20 protein-coding genes and 1 tRNA gene are annotated in these 17,262 nt (G+C 66.9%); 9 read left to right on the plus strand and 12 right to left on the minus strand.

The genetic code is table 11. The features are described 5' to 3' along the window. The 3 genes from EA346_RS13565 to EA346_RS13575 form a co-directional block, all read right to left on the minus strand. On the minus strand, window positions 1-1,565 hold a 1,565-nt coding region (locus EA346_RS13565; protein ID WP_296759500.1), incomplete at its 3' end, for an adenosylcobalamin-dependent ribonucleoside-diphosphate reductase. Between the two features lie 304 nt (window positions 1,566-1,869). Then, window positions 1,870-2,379: a heme-binding protein gene (locus tag EA346_RS13570; protein ID WP_296759502.1), complete on the minus strand. Its 510-nt coding sequence runs from the start codon at window positions 2,377-2,379 to the stop codon at window positions 1,870-1,872. 117 nt (window positions 2,380-2,496) lie between these two features. Continuing rightward, window positions 2,497-4,011 (minus strand): phosphomannomutase/phosphoglucomutase, encoded by a 1,515-nt coding sequence (locus EA346_RS13575; protein WP_366755798.1) that lies wholly within the window; start codon window positions 4,009-4,011, stop codon window positions 2,497-2,499. 230 nt (window positions 4,012-4,241) lie between these two features. On the opposite strand from EA346_RS13575, the gene EA346_RS13580 reads away from it, so the two are divergent. Both EA346_RS13580 and EA346_RS13585 read left to right on the plus strand, forming a co-directional pair. Beyond that, the gene (locus EA346_RS13580; RefSeq protein WP_296759505.1) at window positions 4,242-4,883 is read left to right on the plus strand and encodes an L-fuculose-phosphate aldolase; all 642 of its coding nucleotides are present in this window, start codon (window positions 4,242-4,244) and stop codon (window positions 4,881-4,883) included. A gap of 173 nt (window positions 4,884-5,056) precedes the next feature. Beyond that, a complete protein-coding gene (locus EA346_RS13585) occupies window positions 5,057-5,923 on the plus strand; it encodes a class II glutamine amidotransferase (protein ID WP_296759506.1) in 867 nt (288 codons plus the stop codon). Window positions 5,924-6,005: 82 nt separating this feature from the next. Here EA346_RS13585 and EA346_RS13590 read toward each other — a convergent pair. From EA346_RS13590 to moaC, 6 genes are all read right to left on the minus strand, one after another. Next, window positions 6,006-6,081 (minus strand) — tRNA-Phe (locus tag EA346_RS13590). 124 nt (window positions 6,082-6,205) lie between these two features. After that, window positions 6,206-6,484, minus strand: a complete 279-nt coding sequence (locus tag EA346_RS13595; protein WP_296759508.1) for an oxidative damage protection protein — start codon at window positions 6,482-6,484, stop codon at window positions 6,206-6,208. Continuing rightward, complete coding sequence (gene mutY, locus EA346_RS13600) at window positions 6,468-7,532, minus strand: A/G-specific adenine glycosylase (RefSeq protein ID WP_296759510.1); 1,065 nt, start codon at window positions 7,530-7,532, stop codon at window positions 6,468-6,470. Before mutY ends, EA346_RS13595 begins: the two co-directional genes overlap by 17 nt. Beyond that, window positions 7,529-8,083 carry a cyclase/dehydrase gene (locus EA346_RS13605; protein ID WP_296759512.1) on the minus strand — a complete coding sequence of 185 codons (555 nt, stop codon included), beginning with the start codon at window positions 8,081-8,083 and terminating at the stop codon, window positions 7,529-7,531. Before EA346_RS13605 ends, mutY begins: the two co-directional genes overlap by 4 nt. Before the next feature lie 50 nt (window positions 8,084-8,133). Further along, a complete protein-coding gene (locus tag EA346_RS13610; protein ID WP_296759514.1) occupies window positions 8,134-10,350 on the minus strand; it encodes an AsmA family protein in 2,217 nt (738 codons plus the stop codon). After that, window positions 10,347-10,838 (minus strand): cyclic pyranopterin monophosphate synthase MoaC, encoded by a 492-nt coding sequence (gene moaC / locus EA346_RS13615; RefSeq protein WP_296759528.1) that lies wholly within the window; start codon window positions 10,836-10,838, stop codon window positions 10,347-10,349. Before moaC ends, EA346_RS13610 begins: the two co-directional genes overlap by 4 nt. A gap of 45 nt (window positions 10,839-10,883) precedes the next feature. Here moaC and moaD point away from each other — a divergent pair, with 45 nt between their 5' ends. Then, a complete protein-coding gene (moaD, locus tag EA346_RS13620; RefSeq protein WP_296749984.1) occupies window positions 10,884-11,117 on the plus strand; it encodes a molybdopterin converting factor subunit 1 in 234 nt (77 codons plus the stop codon). Window positions 11,118-11,120: 3 nt separating this feature from the next. After that, window positions 11,121-11,558 (plus strand): molybdenum cofactor biosynthesis protein MoaE, encoded by a 438-nt coding sequence (locus tag EA346_RS13625; RefSeq protein WP_296759516.1) that lies wholly within the window; start codon window positions 11,121-11,123, stop codon window positions 11,556-11,558. A gap of 110 nt (window positions 11,559-11,668) precedes the next feature. On the opposite strand, the gene EA346_RS13630 is transcribed toward EA346_RS13625, so the two are convergent. From EA346_RS13630 to EA346_RS13640, 3 genes are all read right to left on the minus strand, one after another. Continuing rightward, complete coding sequence (locus tag EA346_RS13630) at window positions 11,669-12,562, minus strand: DnaJ C-terminal domain-containing protein (protein ID WP_296759517.1); 894 nt, start codon at window positions 12,560-12,562, stop codon at window positions 11,669-11,671. A 153-nt stretch (window positions 12,563-12,715) separates the two neighbouring features. Then, window positions 12,716-13,147, minus strand: coding sequence for an Hsp20/alpha crystallin family protein (locus tag EA346_RS13635; RefSeq protein WP_296759518.1), 432 nt, complete (start codon window positions 13,145-13,147; stop codon window positions 12,716-12,718). A gap of 96 nt (window positions 13,148-13,243) precedes the next feature. Next, a complete protein-coding gene (locus tag EA346_RS13640; protein WP_296759520.1) occupies window positions 13,244-14,110 on the minus strand; it encodes a YicC/YloC family endoribonuclease in 867 nt (288 codons plus the stop codon). Between the two features lie 116 nt (window positions 14,111-14,226). Here EA346_RS13640 and rph point away from each other — a divergent pair, with 116 nt between their 5' ends. From rph to EA346_RS13665, 5 genes are read left to right on the plus strand one after another with little or no spacing between them, the layout of a single operon-like run. Next, a complete protein-coding gene (rph, locus tag EA346_RS13645) occupies window positions 14,227-14,943 on the plus strand; it encodes a ribonuclease PH (protein ID WP_296759521.1) in 717 nt (238 codons plus the stop codon). A 38-nt stretch (window positions 14,944-14,981) separates the two neighbouring features. Beyond that, a complete protein-coding gene (gene rdgB / locus EA346_RS13650) occupies window positions 14,982-15,587 on the plus strand; it encodes an RdgB/HAM1 family non-canonical purine NTP pyrophosphatase (RefSeq protein WP_296759523.1) in 606 nt (201 codons plus the stop codon). Between the two features lie 42 nt (window positions 15,588-15,629). Further along, complete coding sequence (gene hemW, locus EA346_RS13655; protein ID WP_296759525.1) at window positions 15,630-16,832, plus strand: radical SAM family heme chaperone HemW; 1,203 nt, start codon at window positions 15,630-15,632, stop codon at window positions 16,830-16,832. Continuing rightward, complete coding sequence (locus tag EA346_RS13660; RefSeq protein ID WP_296750001.1) at window positions 16,816-17,013, plus strand: CPXCG motif-containing cysteine-rich protein; 198 nt, start codon at window positions 16,816-16,818, stop codon at window positions 17,011-17,013. The genes hemW and EA346_RS13660 overlap by 17 nt, the downstream gene beginning before the upstream one ends. Beyond that, on the plus strand, window positions 17,010-17,255 hold the full coding sequence (locus EA346_RS13665) for a transcriptional antiterminator, Rof (protein ID WP_296759527.1): 246 nt from the start codon (window positions 17,010-17,012) through the stop codon (window positions 17,253-17,255). Before EA346_RS13660 ends, EA346_RS13665 begins: the two co-directional genes overlap by 4 nt. Window positions 17,256-17,262 lie beyond the last annotated feature (7 nt).

Consider the following 17,262-nt stretch of genomic DNA (forward strand, 5'->3'; position numbering starts at 1 on the left):
TCGATGCCGTTACTCGCGTTATTGGCCAGCGACAGCGAAATGGTGCCGGTGGGCGCGATCGAGCTGTGGTGGGTGAAGCGGCAGCCCTCGGCCGCGATCCGTTCCACGAGTTCCGGTTCCACCTCGGCGATGCGTTGCATGTAGCGGCTGTAGCGCGCATGCAGCACCCGTCCCTTGACACGGTCTCCCGGTCCGAAACCGTCGCGCACCATCTCGGGACGCTGGTGCAGCATCTTCGCGGTCACGGTAAAATCCTCGTCCATGATCGGCGCAGGCCCTTTCTCCCGCGCCAGCTCCAGCCCCGCCCGCCAGCCGGCCAGGGCCATCTCCCGGGTCACACGCTCGGTGAATTCCAGCGAGTCATCGTCACCATATTTCATACCCAGCATCGTCAGCGACGAACCCAGCCCGAGGTAACCCATGCCATGGCGGCGCTTACGCATGATCTCCTCGCGCTGCTCGGCCAGCGGCAACCCGTTCACCTCCACCACGTTGTCCAGCATGCGCGTGAACACCGAGACGGTCTCGCCAAAGGCATCCCAATCGAAACGGGCCTCGTCAGTGAAGGGACCGACCACGAACCTGGTGAGGTTGATCGAGCCCAGCAGGCACGCACCGTAGGGTGGAAGTCCCTGTTCACCGCACGGGTTCGTCGCCCGGATCGATTCGCACCACCAGTTGTTGTTCATCTCGTTGTACTGATCGATCAGGATGAAGCCTGGTTCGGCGTAGTCGTAGGTGGAGGCCATGATCACGTCCCAGAGCCGGCGCGCCGGGATGGTCTTGTAGATGCGGCAGGCGACCTGGCCGGCATCGTTCGTGATGTAGCCCTGGGTGCTAGGCCAGTCGCGCCACAGCACCTGCTCGGGATCGTTCAGGTCGATGGTGCCCTGGGTGGCCTCGACATCGGTGATCGGGAACGCCAGCGGCCAGCGGGCATCGTTCTGCACGGCGGCCATGAAGTCGGCGGTGATCAACAGCGAGAGGTTGAACTGGCGCAGCGTGCCATCGGCGCGCTTGGCGCGGATGAACTCCACCACGTCCGGGTGACCGATGTCGAAAGTCGCCATCTGGGCCCCGCGCCGCCCGCCGGCGGACGAGATGGTGAAGCACATCTTGTCGTAGATATCCATGAAGGACAGCGGCCCGGAGGTATACGCCCCGGCACCGGAAACATAGGCGCCGCGCGGCCGTAACGTACTGAATTCATAGCCAATACCACAACCGCTCTTCAGCGTCATCCCGGCCTCGTGCAGCCTGCCGAGGATGTCGTCCATGGAATCGCGGATGGTCCCCGAGACCGTGCAGTTGATCGTCGAGGTGGCGGGCTTGTGCGCCTGCGCGCCCGCGTTGGCGATGATGCGCCCGGCCGGAATCGCGCCCTGGCGCAGCGCCCGAAGGAATCGTTCGTACCAGTGTTCGCGCAACGCGGGGGTCGCCTCGATGTCGGCCAGGGCACGCGCCACGCGCTTCCAGGTACCATCGATGTCGCGATCCAGAATCGCACCGTCCTTGGCCTTCAAACGATACTTCTGATCCCAGATTTCCATTGACGCCGGTTGCATGGGGACCTCCCGGGTCGAAGCGGTGACGGACTGCAGGTGCGTGCTGCCTCGCATGTGCATGACATCCCTTGGGTTTCTACTACTTGTTGTGCGAAGTGATCCGCGAAGCACTACATCTGGTGTTCGCCCAACGAAGGCTAGACTCCGGAAAGGATCTCGTCAATGCCGATTTTGCCATCAGGATCGAGGCGGCGCGGGGGCATAGGCTATGGGCCGGACCGGGCATATCCCCACAGGGACCGCCCCGCCCCGGATGCCCGGCACGGGACAGGCATGCGGGCCCCGGACCAGCGCCGATCCCGGATTACATGTTCATCTCAAGCTCGATCTCGATCGCTTCCGCGCCGGCACGCGCGCAGGCCTCGTCCTGCATCCCGGAGGGCGCGCCGCTGACCCCGATCGCCCCGTAATAGACCCCACCGGCCTCGATTGGCACGGCGCCCGCGCCCAGGAACAGCCCGGGCACATGGGCCAGCGGGCTGCGATAGCCGTCTTCCTCCAGCGCCGAAGTCGCCACGCTCATCTCATTGGCGGTATAGGCCTTCATGCGGCTGACGCCCAGCGTCAGATGCGGAGCCACCACATCGCGCAGCACGACCTGCTCGATGCCGCGGCGGTCGACCACCGTCACGCCAACCTGGATGCCCTCCGCACGGCAGGCGGCCATCGCGGCGCGGGCGGCCGTAAGGGCTGTCTCCATGTGCATCTGACGAACGTTGATCGCGAGCGGGAATTCCTCCTCCGCCTGCACGGAACCGACCGGGAAGAGGGCCGCGAACGCGCCCAAAAGGACCAGACTGCGCAGAACCGTCATGACTGCCTCCTTGGTGATGTATTTCGGTGAAAACAGGGCGACCGGCCTGTTGCGCGGCGCTCTACTGGATTCCGACGCAGGCACCCGGCAGATTCATCCCCGCCGGGATCGAAATCGTCACCGTGACAGATCTCCAGCCGGCGCCGGCGCCCCGGCATCAGGGCCAAGCGCGTCGAGATCGAGGCGCTCGAAGCCGGCCAGAAAGGCGCGCAGGCGCCTGGTGATCCGATCGACGCCACCGGCCACCTCCGACTCGATGTTCAGCGGCATCACGGGATCATGTAGCGACAGCCGCAGCAGGAACCAACCGGACTCCTCGGGGGCCGTGCACGCAACACGCACCCCCTCGTGCGTATCCGGGACCACGACCCATCCGGGCTCCCCGGCCGCCCGGGCGCGCAGCGCATCGATCACCTGGTTGCCGTAGACGCCGAAGTCGGAGGCGGTCACCCCGAGGCGATGTTCCCGACTCTCTGCCGGCTCGCGCAGGCCGGCGATCAACGCACCCAGACCCCGTCCCTCCGACCGTGCACGCGCCAGTTCGATCAGCAGCATCGCCATCAGATAGGCGCCGTCATCCAGGAAATGATTCTCCCTGAGCGCGGCATGGCCCGAGGTCTCGATCGCGAGCCAGCACTCCTGCCCCTGTGCATTCAGGCGCAGGGCCTCGTTGATCACGTTGCGGTAGCCGCGCCGGAAGCGGTGATGCACGCCGCCCAGATCCCCCTCGATGAAATCCGTGAGTCCATCCGAGGTGATCGAGTCCGTCACGATCGTCGAGCCGGGGTGCTCGCGCAGCACCATCGCCGCCGCCAGCGCAACCAGCCGGTTGCGGTTGATCTCGTGGCCATGCGCGTCGACGGCGGCAGCGCGGTCCACGTCAGGATCGAAAATGATGCCGAGATCGGCCCGATGCTCCAGCACCGCGCGGCGCAGGGAGGCCATCGCCTCCGGGTGTTCCGGATTCGGCACGTGGTTGGGGAAGGTGCCGTCAGGCTCGAGGAACTGGCTGCCGGTGGTGTCGGCACCAAGCGGCTCGAGGACGTCGCCCGCGAAGAAGCCCCCCGCCCCGTTGCCCGCGTCGACCACGATCCGCAGACCGCGCAGGGGTTGGTCGGGATGCTCTGGATGCGCCGCGCCCTCCCGGATACGCGCGACCAGCTGACTGGTGTAGACCGTCATGAAATCGGCCGTCACGATCGCACCCAGCGCGTCCGCAGAGGGGAGATCATCTCGCTGCGCCAGCCGCAGCAGCTCGGTGATGTCCTCGCGGTTGAACCCGCCGGTTGCGGTGAAGAACTTGCAGCCGTTGCGATGCGACGGGAGATGGCTGGCTGTCAGCATTACGGCGCCGTCACAGGCGAATCCCGGCGTGACCGTGCTCATGAACATGGCCGGCGTCGATGCCATGCCGAAATCCAGCACCCGGACGCCACCGGAGGCCATCCCCTCCATCAGCGCCGTCATCAGCGGCGGCCCGCTGATCCGGCTGTCGCGTCCCGCCGATACGGTCAACCCGGCAGCTTCCCTGCCGAGAGACCGGGCCAGCCAATCGACGAAGGCGAGACCCAGGCGCTGCATCACTTCGGGCGTCAGGTTGACCTCGGCCGCGGAAGCACCCTTAGCGGGCATTGCCACTCCGCGGATGTCCGATCCATTCTGCAGCGCGTTCCAATCCATGACGTGCATTGTCCCACGGCAGGCCGGGGCGCGCACCACGGCCGCCAGGAAAATCGGACCGCGTCCAGCAAGTCTCATCCGTGCTGGCAGGAAACGATTGCAGGACCTGCGCATCAAAGCGCTTCGCGCGGCTATAGTCACCAGTGGGGAGCGCGCCCCGCAACCATCACCGGGAGCCCTGAATGGAGGCAACGGAACAGTCCCTGCGCCGCGAGATCATCGCGACCTGCCTGCGCATGAACCACGAGGGCATCAACCAGGGGACCTCGGGCAACGTGAGCGCGCGCTGGCGCGACGGAATGCTGATCAGCCCTTCGGGCATCCCCTACGAGGAACTGCAGGAGGCGGACATCGTGTTCGTCGCCGGTGACGGGCACCATGACGCGGGCGAACGGCCCTCCAGCGAGTGGCGGTTTCATCTCGCGATCCTGCACTCGCGGCCGGAGGTCGGCGCGGTGGTGCATACGCACTCGGTCCACGCCACTGCGCTGGCGATGCGGGGCATGGAGATTCCCGCGGCGCATTACATGATTGCCGCCGCGGGAGGGACGAACATTCGCTGTGCTCCCTACGCTACCTTCGGTACCCGGGAACTCTCCGACCTTGCCCTGCAGGCTCTGGACGGGCGCCACGCCTGCCTGCTGGCGAACCACGGGGTGATCGCCACCGGGCCGAACCTGCGGAAGGCACTTTGGCTGGCCGGCGAGGTCGAGGTCCTCGCCCGGCAGTACATCCTGAGCCTGATGCTGGGCGGACCGAACCTGCTTTCCGATACCGAGGTGGCACGGGTGGTGGAGCGCTTCAAGGACTATGGCCGGCGTTGAGGGTCCCGGGGGTTTCCCGAAATTCGCGGCTTCCCCGCAGCTTCCGCAACGCTGCTGCCGTTTGACCCCCGACCCCGCGGGACAGATACTTTTGGTCATGTATCGCGATCCGGAAACAGCACGTCGCCACGCCGGCCTGCGCCGCCACGGCGTCCCCAACGAAGGTTCCACCGGTGTGTGAGCTCCTCGCCATGTCCAGCCTGGAGCCGGCCACGCTGTCGATCTCGCTCGAGGCCTTTTCGGAGCGCGGCGGCCTGAGCGCGCCGCACAAGGACGGCTGGGGCGCCGCGTTCTACTCCGGGCGGGACGCCCGCCGGCTCCGCGAAACCGGCGCGGCGAGCCGAAGCAGCGGCATCCGTTTTCTGCGCGAACAGCAGTACCGGAGCAATCTGGTGCTGGCGCACGTGCGCCAGGCGACCAAGGGGGCGGTGTCGCTGGAGAATACTCAGCCCTTTGCACGCGAACTCGGCGGACGCATGCACGTGTTCGCACACAACGGGGACCTGATCGGGCTCGAAGAGGCCACCGGCCCTGAGCTGGGCCGCATCCGACCGATCGGGGACACCGATTCAGAGCATGCCTTCTGCATCCTGCTTGCGCGGATGGAGCCGCTTTGGGCTCCTGGCGAATCTCCCTCGCTCGAGACCCGGCTCGACGCGATCACCCGGTTCGCAGCACTCCTGCGGCGCTTCGGCCCGGCCAATTTTCTGTATTCCGATAGCGAATACCTCTACGTCCACGGGCATGAACGCACGCAGGAGGCCTCCGGCCGGATCGAACCCCCTGGCCTCTACAGCCTCTGCCGCACCTGCCCTTCCAAGCGCGAGGGCCGCAACCCAAGACCCATCGAAGGCCTGACCCTGGGCCTCACCGAGGCGCGCCAGCGCGTCACCCTGGTCGCCAGCGTCCCGCTGACCGCAGAGGCCTGGGAACCGGTCGAAGAAGGCGAGGTACTCGCGATCAAGGGCGGCAGGATCATGGCCCGCACCGGCGCCGCCGAGCCAAGGCAGGAAAGGGGTTTCCAGCCTGCCGACGCCTGACCGCCGATGCATCGGGTCTGCGCCTCGCAAAAAATGCGTAGACGACAAAGCCCGCTCATGGCGGGCCAAGACATTGAAAGGATGGTGGCCAGGGACGGAATCGAACCGCCGACACGGGGATTTTCAATCCCCTGCTCTACCGACTGAGCTACCTGGCCGGAACTTCGGAGGGAGTCGCCTTCCGGGCGAAGGCCGGTATTAAACCGGCACCGGGCCCGGCCGTCAAGCCGAACGCGCCCTCTCTGCCCCAAGTGCGGGGAGGCCGCGGGCCAACTCCGGCATTTACTTGCCCTGGTTCGGGTCGACGTAGCCTTCGGGCTTGGTGGCGCCGCCCTGGAAGAAGAACTTCTCCATCTCTTCCTCCAGGAACTTGCGTGCCTTCGGTTCCACCGGACTCAGCCGGTACTCATTGATCAGCATGGTCTGGTGCTTGAGCCAGGCCTGCCAGGCCTCCTTCGAGACATTGGCAAAGATCTTCTTGCCCAGCTCACCGGGATAGGTCGGAAACGCCAGACCCTCGGCCTCGCGGCCCAGGTACACGCAATTAACGGTTCGCGCCATTTTCGATATTTCCTCGATCTCTCAAAAAACGTTCGATGGGGGCCGGCAACCCGACCCGCACCGGGAGCCGCGTGTTATACCAGATCGACCCCTCCCCTTCCATGATCCCACATGCCGCTGCCGGGAGCCGGAAGCGCAGAATGCGCAGGTCCAGCCGATAGTGGCTGAAGGCGTGGTCGATGCGGTCTCCGGCGTCGGGTGCGTCCTCCCGGGCTTCGGTCCAGCGCGACAGGATGGCATCCCGCAGATCCTGCTTCTCGTCGGCCTCCGGCATGCTGTAGAGACCGCCCCAGATGCCAGCGGCGACACGGCGCTGGAGGTACACGCCCTCCGGTGCGACGACGAGTGCCGCCCAGCGGGTACGCAGGGGCAACGCCCTGCCTGGCCGCGGTGTGGGCAGTTCCGCAGTGCGCCCCTGCGCGAGCGCCGCGCAGTCCGGGGCAACCGGACAACGCTGGCAGGCCGGCTGGGCGCGGGTACAGACCGCGGCGCCCAGGTCCATGATCGCCTGGGTGTAATCGGCCATGCGTGCCTCCGGCAACAGGGCCTCCGCCAGCGCCCACAGTTGCTTCTGGACCGCGGGGCTCCCGGGCCATCCCTCGATAGCGGCATGTCGCGCCAGGACGCGCCGCACGTTGCCATCGAGAATGGCCTCGCGCTGCCCGTGCGCCTGCGCGAGGACAGCAGCCGCGGTGGAACGCCCGATACCCGGCAGGGTTTCCAGCGCGGTGCGGTCGGCGGGCAGTTCGCCTCCATGGCGTTCCAGCACCAGGCGCGCGGCCCGATGCAGATTCCTGGCCCGTGCGTAGTAGCCGAGCCCCGACCAGAGATGCAGCACCTCGTCCAGTGGCGCCTCCGCGAGCGCCGGGACATCCGGGAAGCGCCGCATGAAGGCCTGGAAATACGGTACCACCGCCCCGACCCGCGTCTGCTGCAGCATGACCTCGGAGATCCACACGCGGTAGGCGGAGCGCGGATGCTGCCAGGGCAGGTCGTGCCGACCATGGCGGTCGAACCAGGCCAGCAGGCGTGCAGCGAAGAGGCTCACCGGGGGGCTTCCTTCACGGCCTGTCGGTCCTGATGGGCGATGGCCGCCCGTTCGATGCGGCCGACGCTGTCACGTAGTTCCGAGCGCACCCACATCCGCACCAGCGGCGGTCCAAGCAGGCGCGGCACAACGAAGTCGGGTTCGAAATATCCGTACATCTGGATGTGCGCGCGGTCGGAGTCGCCGGCTTCCTGACCGATCTGCCAGGAGAACTGCCCGCGGCGCACCATGCTGAGCTCCGGAACGGTGATGCCCGATGACCACCCGCCATCCACCCTGCGCACATCGATGGTGTGCGGTCCCTCACGGCAGACGAACAGCAGGCAACCCCGCATCAGGGTGAATACGCGGTCGATGCCGTCGCCTGCTGGTCCCAGGAAACGGCTCGCGACGACCAGGGGCAGGATACGCTCCAGGCGGTCATAATCGTGCACCACCGCAACGACGGCGGCCAATGGCGCCTGAACCGGGGCATCGATCCGGAACTCGAGGCGCGTGCCGTCATAGGCGACATCGATGTCGGGGTCCGCCATGGCCCAGGGCTGGAACATCAGCCACCCCGCCACTACGCAGAGCAGCGACGACCCACGGCCCGGCATGGCTAGCGGAAGAGGCCCCGGCCCCGCTCACGCAGCTGGTCCAGCGCCTCATCGACGCCACCTGAACCGGAAGGCTCCGCTTCGCGCGCGTTGCTGTCGTCCGAGCCATCGGAATCGCCAACGCCAAGCCGATCGAGCAGTCGCTCCTGCAGGCGTTCCGTCTCCCGCCGTACCCGTTCGTCGACGCGCTCCCGGACGATGTCCTCTAGATCCAGCCGGAAGCGCGGTTCGGAAAACGAGCCGGTGATGCGTATCGGAAGATTCACGCCGCGCAGATCCTCGAGGCTGCGCCCGCTCTGGCCTTCGATGGTCGCCACGAGTGTGGCGTCCACCCGGTAATCCATGGTCTGTTCCGGGAGATTGGCCGAACCGCGCCCGGTGGCCCGCAGCAGCGGCGAACTGGCGACCAGGTCATCGTTGCGGACCACGCCACTCTCAATGCGAAAGCTGCCGCCCATCTCGGTGAAGTCGGTCTCGTTGGGCTCGCCGTCGTCCTCCGGTGTCTCGCCCCGCAGGCGCGCATCCGCGTGGCGGATGATGCGCGCCACGTTGATGCCCCGCACGGCACCGTCGCTGAGGCGCATCTCCCCCGTGCCGTTCAGGCTGGACATGAGCGCATCGACGCTGGCGCCGACAGCATCGATATCCAGGGCGACGTTGCCGGTTCCGAGCAGCCGCGACTCCTCCTGCCACAGGGCCTCCAGGAACGCGCCGATGGAGACGTTCTCGAGCTGGACCCGGGCGGCATAGCGTGGAATGTCCCCACGCGCATCGACGGTCAAGTGACTCTCCAGGCGTCCTTCGTACCCGCTGGCGGCCAGCGGCTCCATGCGCCACTCCCCGTCACGGGCGCGGAGCTTCATCTCGATACCCTCGAGTGTCAGACCGAACAGTGTCAGGCCGTCCAGCCTGAGGTTGCCGTCGACGTCGAAGGCTCGCATCAGTTCCGCCGGCAGGTCGATCGGGATGTCGGCCTTCGCGATCTCGCCCGGCACCTCGGGAACACGCGCCTGCTCGACCTCCGGGGGCAGATACCGGTCAAGGTTGAGCCGGTCGCCCCGCAGATCGAAGCGGATCATCGGCCGTGGCCCGGACAGGTCCACCCCGCCGTCGCCACGCAGGCTGGAGTCGTCCAGGGTGATGAGCAGCGGGTTCACCGTCAGGCTCTCCGTTCCGCCGGACACAGAGAGGTCGAGGGCGACACGCTTGAAAACGTCCGGGTCGGCGGTATCGGGGGCCTGGAGCCCCAGATTCTCGAGCACCGTGCGCGGATTGAAGGTGTTGCTGCGAAGCTCAGCGTGCAGTTCGAGCGCCTCCTCGCCGATCCCGCGAGCCTCGATCAGCCCCGTGAGATGCAGGTCCGAGAGGTGCGCGGACAGGCGCTCGACCCGGGCCACCGAATCCCGCAGGTCGAGCACGAGATCCGTCTCCAGACGTGCGCTGACCTCCGGCTCCAGCGCCGGATGCCGCAGGTCGAACTGTGTCTGGACCCGGCGCAGGGCATACCGGTTCGCTGCGAGATCCGCGTTCAACAGGCCCGCAAGCCGCAGATCCAACTCGATGGGCTCACCAGTCTCCTCCTCGATCCGCACCGATCCGTCGAGCTTCACCGGGGTTTCGATTCCCGGCCGGAATTCGCGAACGACGAGGTTCATGGGCGCGAGCACCACGCGGGTACCGGCCAGCCGATCATCCCATTCCAGCCGAAGGTCGGTCACCTCCAGCCCGGCGATCCGGATCTCGTCGAAGGCCCCGCGCGCTCGGCCGGGGCCGGCATTGTCGTGTTCTTCGACCACGTCCCTGCGTGCCTCCTCCGCCCGTTCGACCAGGTCGTCCCAGTTGCTGCGCCCCTGCGCGTCCCGGGCCAGATGGATGCTGACACCGTCCGCCTCGATCCGCTGCACATCGACCTCGCCGCGGATCAGGGGCAGTGCCGCCACGGCGACGTCGACCACCCGGACTTCGGCGAAGGGCGTCTCGTTGAAGCCCTCGGCATTGGCCAGGCGCACGTCTTCGAGGCGCAGGCCAAGCGACGGGAAAAGCGTCAGCTCGATGCTACCGGCGAGGGTCAGCTCACGACCCGTGACCTCGGCCACCTTGTCTTCGATCCGATCCTTGTAGGCATTGGGATCGAAGGTTACGACCAGGTAGACGCCAACAATGACCACCAGCAGCAGCAGTACGCCGAGAAGCCCCAGCAAGCGCAGAATCCATTTCATCTCTCTTCTCCGACCTGGGGCTGCGCGAACCAGCTGCCGCTACGTCCCCCGTGCTTCTCCAACAATCGCACACCCTCGATACGCATGCCACGATCCACGGCCTTGCACATGTCGTAGATCGTCAGCAGGGCCACGCTGACCGCCGTCAGCGCCTCCATCTCGACACCGGTCTGCCCCTGGACCTCGCAGGTGGCCTGCACCCGGACCTGATCGGCGCCCGCCTCGAGTTCCAGCGCGACCCTGCTGAGTCCAATGGGATGGCACAGCGGAATCAACTCCCCCGTGCGCTTGGCGCCCATGATCCCGGCGATCCGCGCCACGCCGAGCACATCACCCTTGCGGTGATCCCCAGCGCGGATCCGCGCGGCGGTCTCCGGCAGCATGGCGATGCGGCCTTCGGCGACGGCCACCCGGTGGCTGATCGGCTTCGTGCCGACATCAACCATATGCGCCTGTCCGGCGGGGTCGAAATGAGTGAGGTTGTTCATGGCAGTATAATGCGTGAGTGTCTCGTCCATGTGTAGGGCCTTATCGTGACGATCAACGTTCAATATTTTGCCCGTCTCCGCGAGGATCTGGGGCGCGACGGCGACCAGGTCGCCGCGACCGAGGGAATCGACACCGTCGCCGACCTGTGGCGACACCTGCATCGCGAGGCGCCGCCGCCACGGTTGATGGTGGCCGTGAACCAGAGCCATGCGCGCCTCGACAGCGCGATCGCCGACGGTGACGAGGTCGCCTTCTTCCCACCGGTCACCGGGGGCTAGACAATGGCGGTACGCCTGTTTTCCGAGCCCTTCGATCCCTGGTCCTTGGTCCGGGAGCGGGAGCAGGAGCTGCCGATGGAAAAGCTGGGAGCCGCCAGCGTCTTCGTCGGGCGCATGCGCGATTTCAACGACGCGCAGGACATCCGCGGCATGTTTCTGGAACACTACCCGGGGATGACCGAACGCGAACTCGAACGCATCGTCGCCGAGGCGGAGTTCCGCTGGCCCTCGATCACCTGCGAGGTCGCGCATCGCGTCGGTTCGATCGACCCCGCCGACACCCTGGTGCTGGTGGCCGTCTGGTCCGCCCACCGCGTCGCCGCGCGCGATGCCTGCGCCGAGATTCTGGAGCGCCTGAAGCACGAGGCGCCGTTCTGGAAACGCGAACGCCTCAGCGACGGCAGCGAGCGCTGGGTGGAGAAGAACACGCCCGGCCGCTGACCCCCATCACTGCAAGGCGGAGACGCCAGATTCTCGAGGCGCGCAACTGCGCGCCTGTTCGCGGACAGAGTCACGTCGTCCGTGCGCAGACCCGCCCGCCCCCCCAAGGCTCAGGGGCGCAGTCGCGCCCTCGGCCGGAAACCGGAGTTCTTCGCCATCTCCTGGTACCACTGGCCGGCTTCGTCGACGGGCGGTACCTCGATCATCAGTCGCAGAAAGAGGTCCCCGGGCGTCTTTCCCGGAAGTCCGCGGCCCTTCAGGCGCATGACCTTGCCGGACTGGGTCCCGGCAGGAACCTTGAGATGCACCGGCCCCTGCGGGGTCGGGGCCTCGATGGTCGCGCCCAGCGCCGCCTCCCAGGGCGTGATCGGCAGGTCCCGGTGCAGGTCCCGGCCCTCCAGCCGGTACCGCGGGTCCGGGCGGACCCGAATCTCCAGCAGCAGATCGCCGGCGGCACCGGCACCGGCGCCGGGGTCGCCCTGCCCGCGCACGCGCAGACGCGTGCCGTTGTGGGCGCCGGGCGGGATGCGCACACGTTGGGAGCCGCCGGACCCGCCATTCACCGTGACCTCGGTGCCTTGCAGGGCCTGGTCCAACGTGATCTCGGCAATGGCCGAACGATCGGCACCGCGCATCTGAAAACCGGGACTGCGGCGACGGCCACCGGCGCGGGCACCGAACAGGGATTCGAAGAAGTCGGAGAAACCGTCGAACCCCTGCCCGCCCGCGTGCCTGCCGCCACCGTTCCCGGCCCAGCCCGGGGGTGGCCGGAACTCCTGCCCGGCGCGCCAGTTGGCGCCCAGCCGATCATAGGCGCTGCGCTTTTCAGCGTCGCACAGCACCTCGTTCGCCTCGTTTATTTCCTTGAACCGGGCCTCGGCATCGGCCTGCGAACTGACGTCCGGATGGTACTTGCGCGCCAGCCGCCGATACGCCTTCTTGATGTCATCCTGGCTGGCCGATCGTGGCACGCCCAGAATCCTGTAGTAGTCCTTGAATTCCATAGCCGGCCCCGTCAGCCCGAAGGTGTGGATGATGTGTCGAAGGGCAGCCCCCACCGCCGTGGAGATGATGCCCCCGACCGGACAGGCAAGTCGAGGCGCGCCGCCCGGGTGACCCGGGCAGCGCGCTGCTTACCGCAGCCTCCGGCAGGCGGGTCAGCCTTCCACCGAGATCCGGCGGGGCTGCACCCTGGCCTGCTTCGGAATCCTGACTTCCAGCACGCCATTCTGACAGCGTGCGGAAATATTGTCGGAGTCAGCGGTGTCCGGCAACGCGAAGCGTCGGAAGAAGCTGCCGCGAACGCGCTCGACGCGCTTGAAGTTCTCGCGCTCTTCCTTGCTCTCGTGCCTGCGTTCGCCGCGGATGGTGAGCACGCCGTTCTCCATGTGCACCTCGATGTCCTTCGGGTCCACACCGGGCAGATCGGCATGCAGCACGTAGCCATCGGATTCCTCGCGAATATCCACCGCGGGGCTCCAGTCGGCGGTAATCGCCTGCTCCTCACGGCCGCCGGTATCGCTCAGACGCTCCAGTTCGCGGGACAACTGGTTCAGCAGGCTCCAGGGTTCGTAACGCGTCAGGGTCATGGTTTCATCTCCAATCAGTGTCTGTTCATTTGCCTGACAGGGATGTGGGGGTTGCGGAGGCATTTTCAAGGAGCCATCCGAGAGGCTGCCGGGGCCTCATTCAATGTTCTGGACCTGCTCGCGCATCTGCTCGGTCAGCACCTTCATCTCCATCGCGACACGGGTCGTCTCGAGATCGTGCGACTTGGAGCCCAGCGTGTTCGCCTCGCGGTTGAACTCCTGCATCAGGAAGTCGAGCCGCCTGCCCACGGGTTCATCGCGGTCGAGAATGTCGCGCATCGCGGCGACATGGCCGTCGAGGCGGTCCAGTTCCTCGTCCACGTCCAGGCGCTGCGCCAGCAACGCGACCTCCTGTTCGAGGCGCTGCGGATCCAGGGTCAGATCGAGCTCGGCGATCCGGGCGCGCAGGCGCTCGCGCTGTTCCTCCACGATCGCCGTGCGCCTCTCGCGCAGTTGCCGGATCAGACCGCTGTAGGCATCGAGGCGCGTCTCCAGCGTCTGGCGCAGGGCCTCCCCTTCCGCGGCACGCATCGCCCTCAGGTCCGCGATGGCCCCGTCCAGAGCCTCCAGCACCGCGGTACGCAGTACATCGGCGTCCAGCGCCGCGTCACGCTGGATGATGCCGGGCCAGGTGAGGATGTCCAGTGCCGATACCCGGGCTCCGTTCACCATCAGCTGATCGATTTCGCGGATGGTCTTGACCAGGGCCTTGGCACGCACCGGATCGAAACGCACGACGGCATCCTCTCCCGGACTCTCCAGCCGCAGCACTGCGTCGACCTTACCCCGGCCCAGGGACTGCTGCAGCCGGGCACGCACGTCCGTCTCCAGCGCCCGCAGGGCGTCCGGCAGCTGAACGCGGAGGTCCAGGTAACGATGATTCACGCTCCTGATCTCCCAGACCAGGGATTGCCCCTGGGCCTCGGTATCGTGGCGTGCGAAGCCGGTCATGCTGGCGATCATGAAGATGTCCTTGCGGTGGGGTGGGGGCCTGGGCACCCATTGTAGACGCGTGGTGGACGCGTGCGCGCATCGGCTCCCGTATACTGCGCGGCTCATTCAACCCTCGAGGACAGCCGATGCGCCCCAGCGGCCGCCAGCCGGACCAGATGCGCCTGGTTCGATTCACGCGTCATTTCACCCGCCACGCCGAGGGCTCCGTACTGGTCGAGTTCGGCGACACGCGCGTGCTCTGCACCGCCACCGTCGAGACCCGCGTGCCGCCTTTCCTCAAGGGCAAAGGCCGCGGCTGGGTCACCGCCGAGTACGGCATGCTGCCCCGCGCCACCCATGATCGCATGGTGCGCGAGTCCGCGCGCGGCAAGCAGGGCGGCCGCACCCTGGAGATCCAGCGCCTGATCGGACGTGCCCTGCGCGCAGTGGTCGATCTCGAAGCCATGGGTGAGCGGCAGATCATCGTCGACTGCGATGTGCTGCAGGCCGACGGCGGCACCCGCACCGCAGCCATCAGCGGTGGCTATGTCGCGCTCTGCGATGCGGTGAATCACTGCCTGAAGAAGGGCCTGCTGAAGAAGAATCCGCTGCACGGACAACTGGCGGCGATCTCCGTGGGAATCTACCAGGGCGTCCCGGTGCTCGATCTCGACTACGAGGAGGACTCCCAGGCCGAAACCGACATGAATCTGGTGATGAACGAGGCCGGCGGCGTGATCGAGATCCAGGGCACCGCGGAGGGACACGCCTTTCGCCGCGACGAACTCGATGCGATGCTGGAACTGGGCGAAAAGGGCATCCGCGAGATCATGACCCGGCAGCGCGAGACCCTGGGCCAATAGGACGTAAGATTGCACTCCACTCAGGACCCTGAAAGGACATGAAACGCATCGTGCTGGCATCCGGAAACGCCGGAAAGATCCGCGAACTCACCGAACTGCTCGGACCCATCGGGCTCGAGGTCGTGCCGCAAGCGCAGTGGCAGGTCGAGGAATGCGAGGAGACCGGGCTGACCTTCGTCGAGAACGCGATCCTGAAGGCCCGGAACGCCGCCCGCCACACCGGGCTGCCCGCGCTGGCGGACGACTCGGGGATCGAGGTCGATCACCTGCAGGGCCAGCCGGGCATCTACTCCGCGCGCTACTCGGGGCCAGACGGAGATGACCGTCAGAACAACGAGAAGCTTCTGGCGGCCCTTCAGGATGTCCCACCGGAACAGCGCACGGCGCGCTTCCGCTGTGTAATGGCCTTCCTGACCCATGCCGATGACCCCTCCCCGATACTGACCGAGGGCACCTGGGAGGGCCGGGTGGCATCGGCGCCGGCGGGCAGCCGCGGCTTCGGCTACGACGCGGTCTTCTACCTGCCCGAATTCGGCTGCACCTCCGCCGAACTCGCCGACGCGGAGAAAAACCGGCTCAGCCACCGCGGCCAGGCCGTGCGCAGCATGGCCGAACGTCTGCGGCAGCGGCCCGGTGCCACCTGAAGGCTGGCACGACGCGAGAGTCCTGCCCGGACGCGACCCCGCATGACGACCACCCAGTCACCCACCCAGGCCCGAGGGGCGACGCTGGAACTGCGCCAGCCACCGCCCCTGGCCGTGTACGTGCACCTGCCCTGGTGTGCGCGCAAGTGCCCCTACTGCGACTTCAACTCGCACGAGCAGCACGGAGACCTGCCGGAACGGGCCTATGTGGACGCGCTGCTCCTGGATCTCGAGACGCAACTGCCACGCGTCTGGGGGCGTCGGCTGGAAAGCATCTTCATCGGCGGCGGCACGCCCAGCCTGTTCTCGCCCGAAGCCGTCGACGAACTCCTGTCGGGCCTGCGCGCACGCCTGCCCTGGAGGCCGGACATGGAGGTGACGCTGGAAGCCAACCCGGGGACGGCGGAGCGTGGTTTCTTTCGCGGTTACCGCGACGCCGGGGTCAACCGACTGTCCCTGGGGATACAGAGCTTCGATCCCACGCTGCTGCAGGAGATCGGTCGGATTCATGATGATGCCGATGCCCATGCCGCGATCGCGCAGGCGCAAGCCGCCGGCTTCGACGAGGTCAACCTGGACCTGATGTTCGGACTCCCCCGCCAGTCGCTGGCGCAGGGGCTTGCCGACCTCGAGACCGCTATTGCCGCCCGGCCCAGCCACATTTCCTGGTACCAGCTGACGCTGGAACCGAACACCCTGTTCGCCGCCCGTCCCCCGGTCCTGCCGGCGGAAGAGATCGTCGATGAACTCTTTGCCCAGGGACAATGCGTACTCGAACACGCGGGCTATACTCGTTATGAAATCTCGGCCTACGCGGGGGCGGGAAGCGAATGCCGGCACAACCGGAATTACTGGGAGTTCGGCGACTATCTGGGCCTGGGGGCCGGCGCCCACGGCAAGATCACCGACGTGACCGGGCAGACCGTGACACGCCTGCTCAAGCCGAGGCATCCCGAGGCCTACCTGCGCGACCCGCGCGCCATCAGCCTTGCCCCGATCGAGCCCCGGTCGCTGCCCTTCGAATTCATGCTCAATGCGCTGCGCCTCACGGCCGGCGTCCCCGCGGAACTGTTTCCGGAGCGCACGGGACTGGCGCTGGAGGGCATCAGCCCCGTGCTCGCCCGGGCGCGCGCACGGGGTCTGCTGGATGCGGATCGAGCGTTCCTGCGCGCGACCGAGCCGGGCCTGCGCTTTCTCAACGACCTGCTCGAGATGTTTCTGGACCACCATGACGAGGCCCCTTGAATTCGTGAGCTATCCCTGTCCCTGGTGCGGTGAACCCGGGGAGACCAGCGTGGACATGGTCAGCGGCGAGCGCGAGTGGGTCGAGGACTGCAGCGTCTGCTGCTCACCGATCGTCTTCCGGCGCGTCGATTCCGGCGCCGGCGAGGACCCAGAGATCGCAGTCTGGCGGGAGGGGGAATGACACTGGCACCGGCCTACTCGCCGATGGATTGCGAACGGTACTCGCTGCTGGAGCTGGCCATACTGCACGGACGCACACTCCGCCTGCGCTGGGTCGGCAGGGGCATGAGCCACATTGAATACGTCCGCCCCGAGGATCTGCGCACCCGGCGCCATGCCGAGTACCTCGTGCTGCGCGACGCCATGACCCGTCGCCGCTTCCTGCGTCTCGACCGGATCGTGCACTTCGTCGAAATCGCCTAGCAAACCG

Origin of the sequence: Thioalkalivibrio sp., from assembly GCF_007692535.1 — a bacterium.
Taxonomy (GTDB): Bacteria; Pseudomonadota; Gammaproteobacteria; order Ectothiorhodospirales; family Ectothiorhodospiraceae; genus Thioalkalivibrio.

Coding starts and splice junctions, on each gene's coding strand:
- EA346_RS13570 (WP_296759502.1), bottom strand. CDS start 2,379: ATGACGGTTCTGCGCAGTCTGGTCCTTTTGGGCGCGTTCGCGGCCCTC.
- EA346_RS13575 (WP_366755798.1), bottom strand. CDS start 4,011: ATGCCCGCTAAGGGTGCTTCCGCGGCCGAGGTCAACCTGACGCCCGAA.
- EA346_RS13580 (WP_296759505.1), top strand. CDS start 4,242: ATGGAGGCAACGGAACAGTCCCTGCGCCGCGAGATCATCGCGACCTGC.
- EA346_RS13595 (WP_296759508.1), bottom strand. CDS start 6,484: ATGGCGCGAACCGTTAATTGCGTGTACCTGGGCCGCGAGGCCGAGGGT.
- EA346_RS13605 (WP_296759512.1), bottom strand. CDS start 8,083: ATGTTCCAGCCCTGGGCCATGGCGGACCCCGACATCGATGTCGCCTAT.
- EA346_RS13610 (WP_296759514.1), bottom strand. CDS start 10,350: ATGAAATGGATTCTGCGCTTGCTGGGGCTTCTCGGCGTACTGCTGCTG.
- moaC (WP_296759528.1), bottom strand. CDS start 10,838: ATGAACAACCTCACTCATTTCGACCCCGCCGGACAGGCGCATATGGTT.
- EA346_RS13625 (WP_296759516.1), top strand. CDS start 11,121: ATGGCGGTACGCCTGTTTTCCGAGCCCTTCGATCCCTGGTCCTTGGTC.
- EA346_RS13630 (WP_296759517.1), bottom strand. CDS start 12,562: ATGGAATTCAAGGACTACTACAGGATTCTGGGCGTGCCACGATCGGCC.
- EA346_RS13635 (WP_296759518.1), bottom strand. CDS start 13,147: ATGACCCTGACGCGTTACGAACCCTGGAGCCTGCTGAACCAGTTGTCC.
- EA346_RS13640 (WP_296759520.1), bottom strand. CDS start 14,110: ATGATCGCCAGCATGACCGGCTTCGCACGCCACGATACCGAGGCCCAG.
- rph (WP_296759521.1), top strand. CDS start 14,227: ATGCGCCCCAGCGGCCGCCAGCCGGACCAGATGCGCCTGGTTCGATTC.
- rdgB (WP_296759523.1), top strand. CDS start 14,982: ATGAAACGCATCGTGCTGGCATCCGGAAACGCCGGAAAGATCCGCGAA.
- hemW (WP_296759525.1), top strand. CDS start 15,630: ATGACGACCACCCAGTCACCCACCCAGGCCCGAGGGGCGACGCTGGAA.
- EA346_RS13660 (WP_296750001.1), top strand. CDS start 16,816: ATGACGAGGCCCCTTGAATTCGTGAGCTATCCCTGTCCCTGGTGCGGT.
- EA346_RS13665 (WP_296759527.1), top strand. CDS start 17,010: ATGACACTGGCACCGGCCTACTCGCCGATGGATTGCGAACGGTACTCG.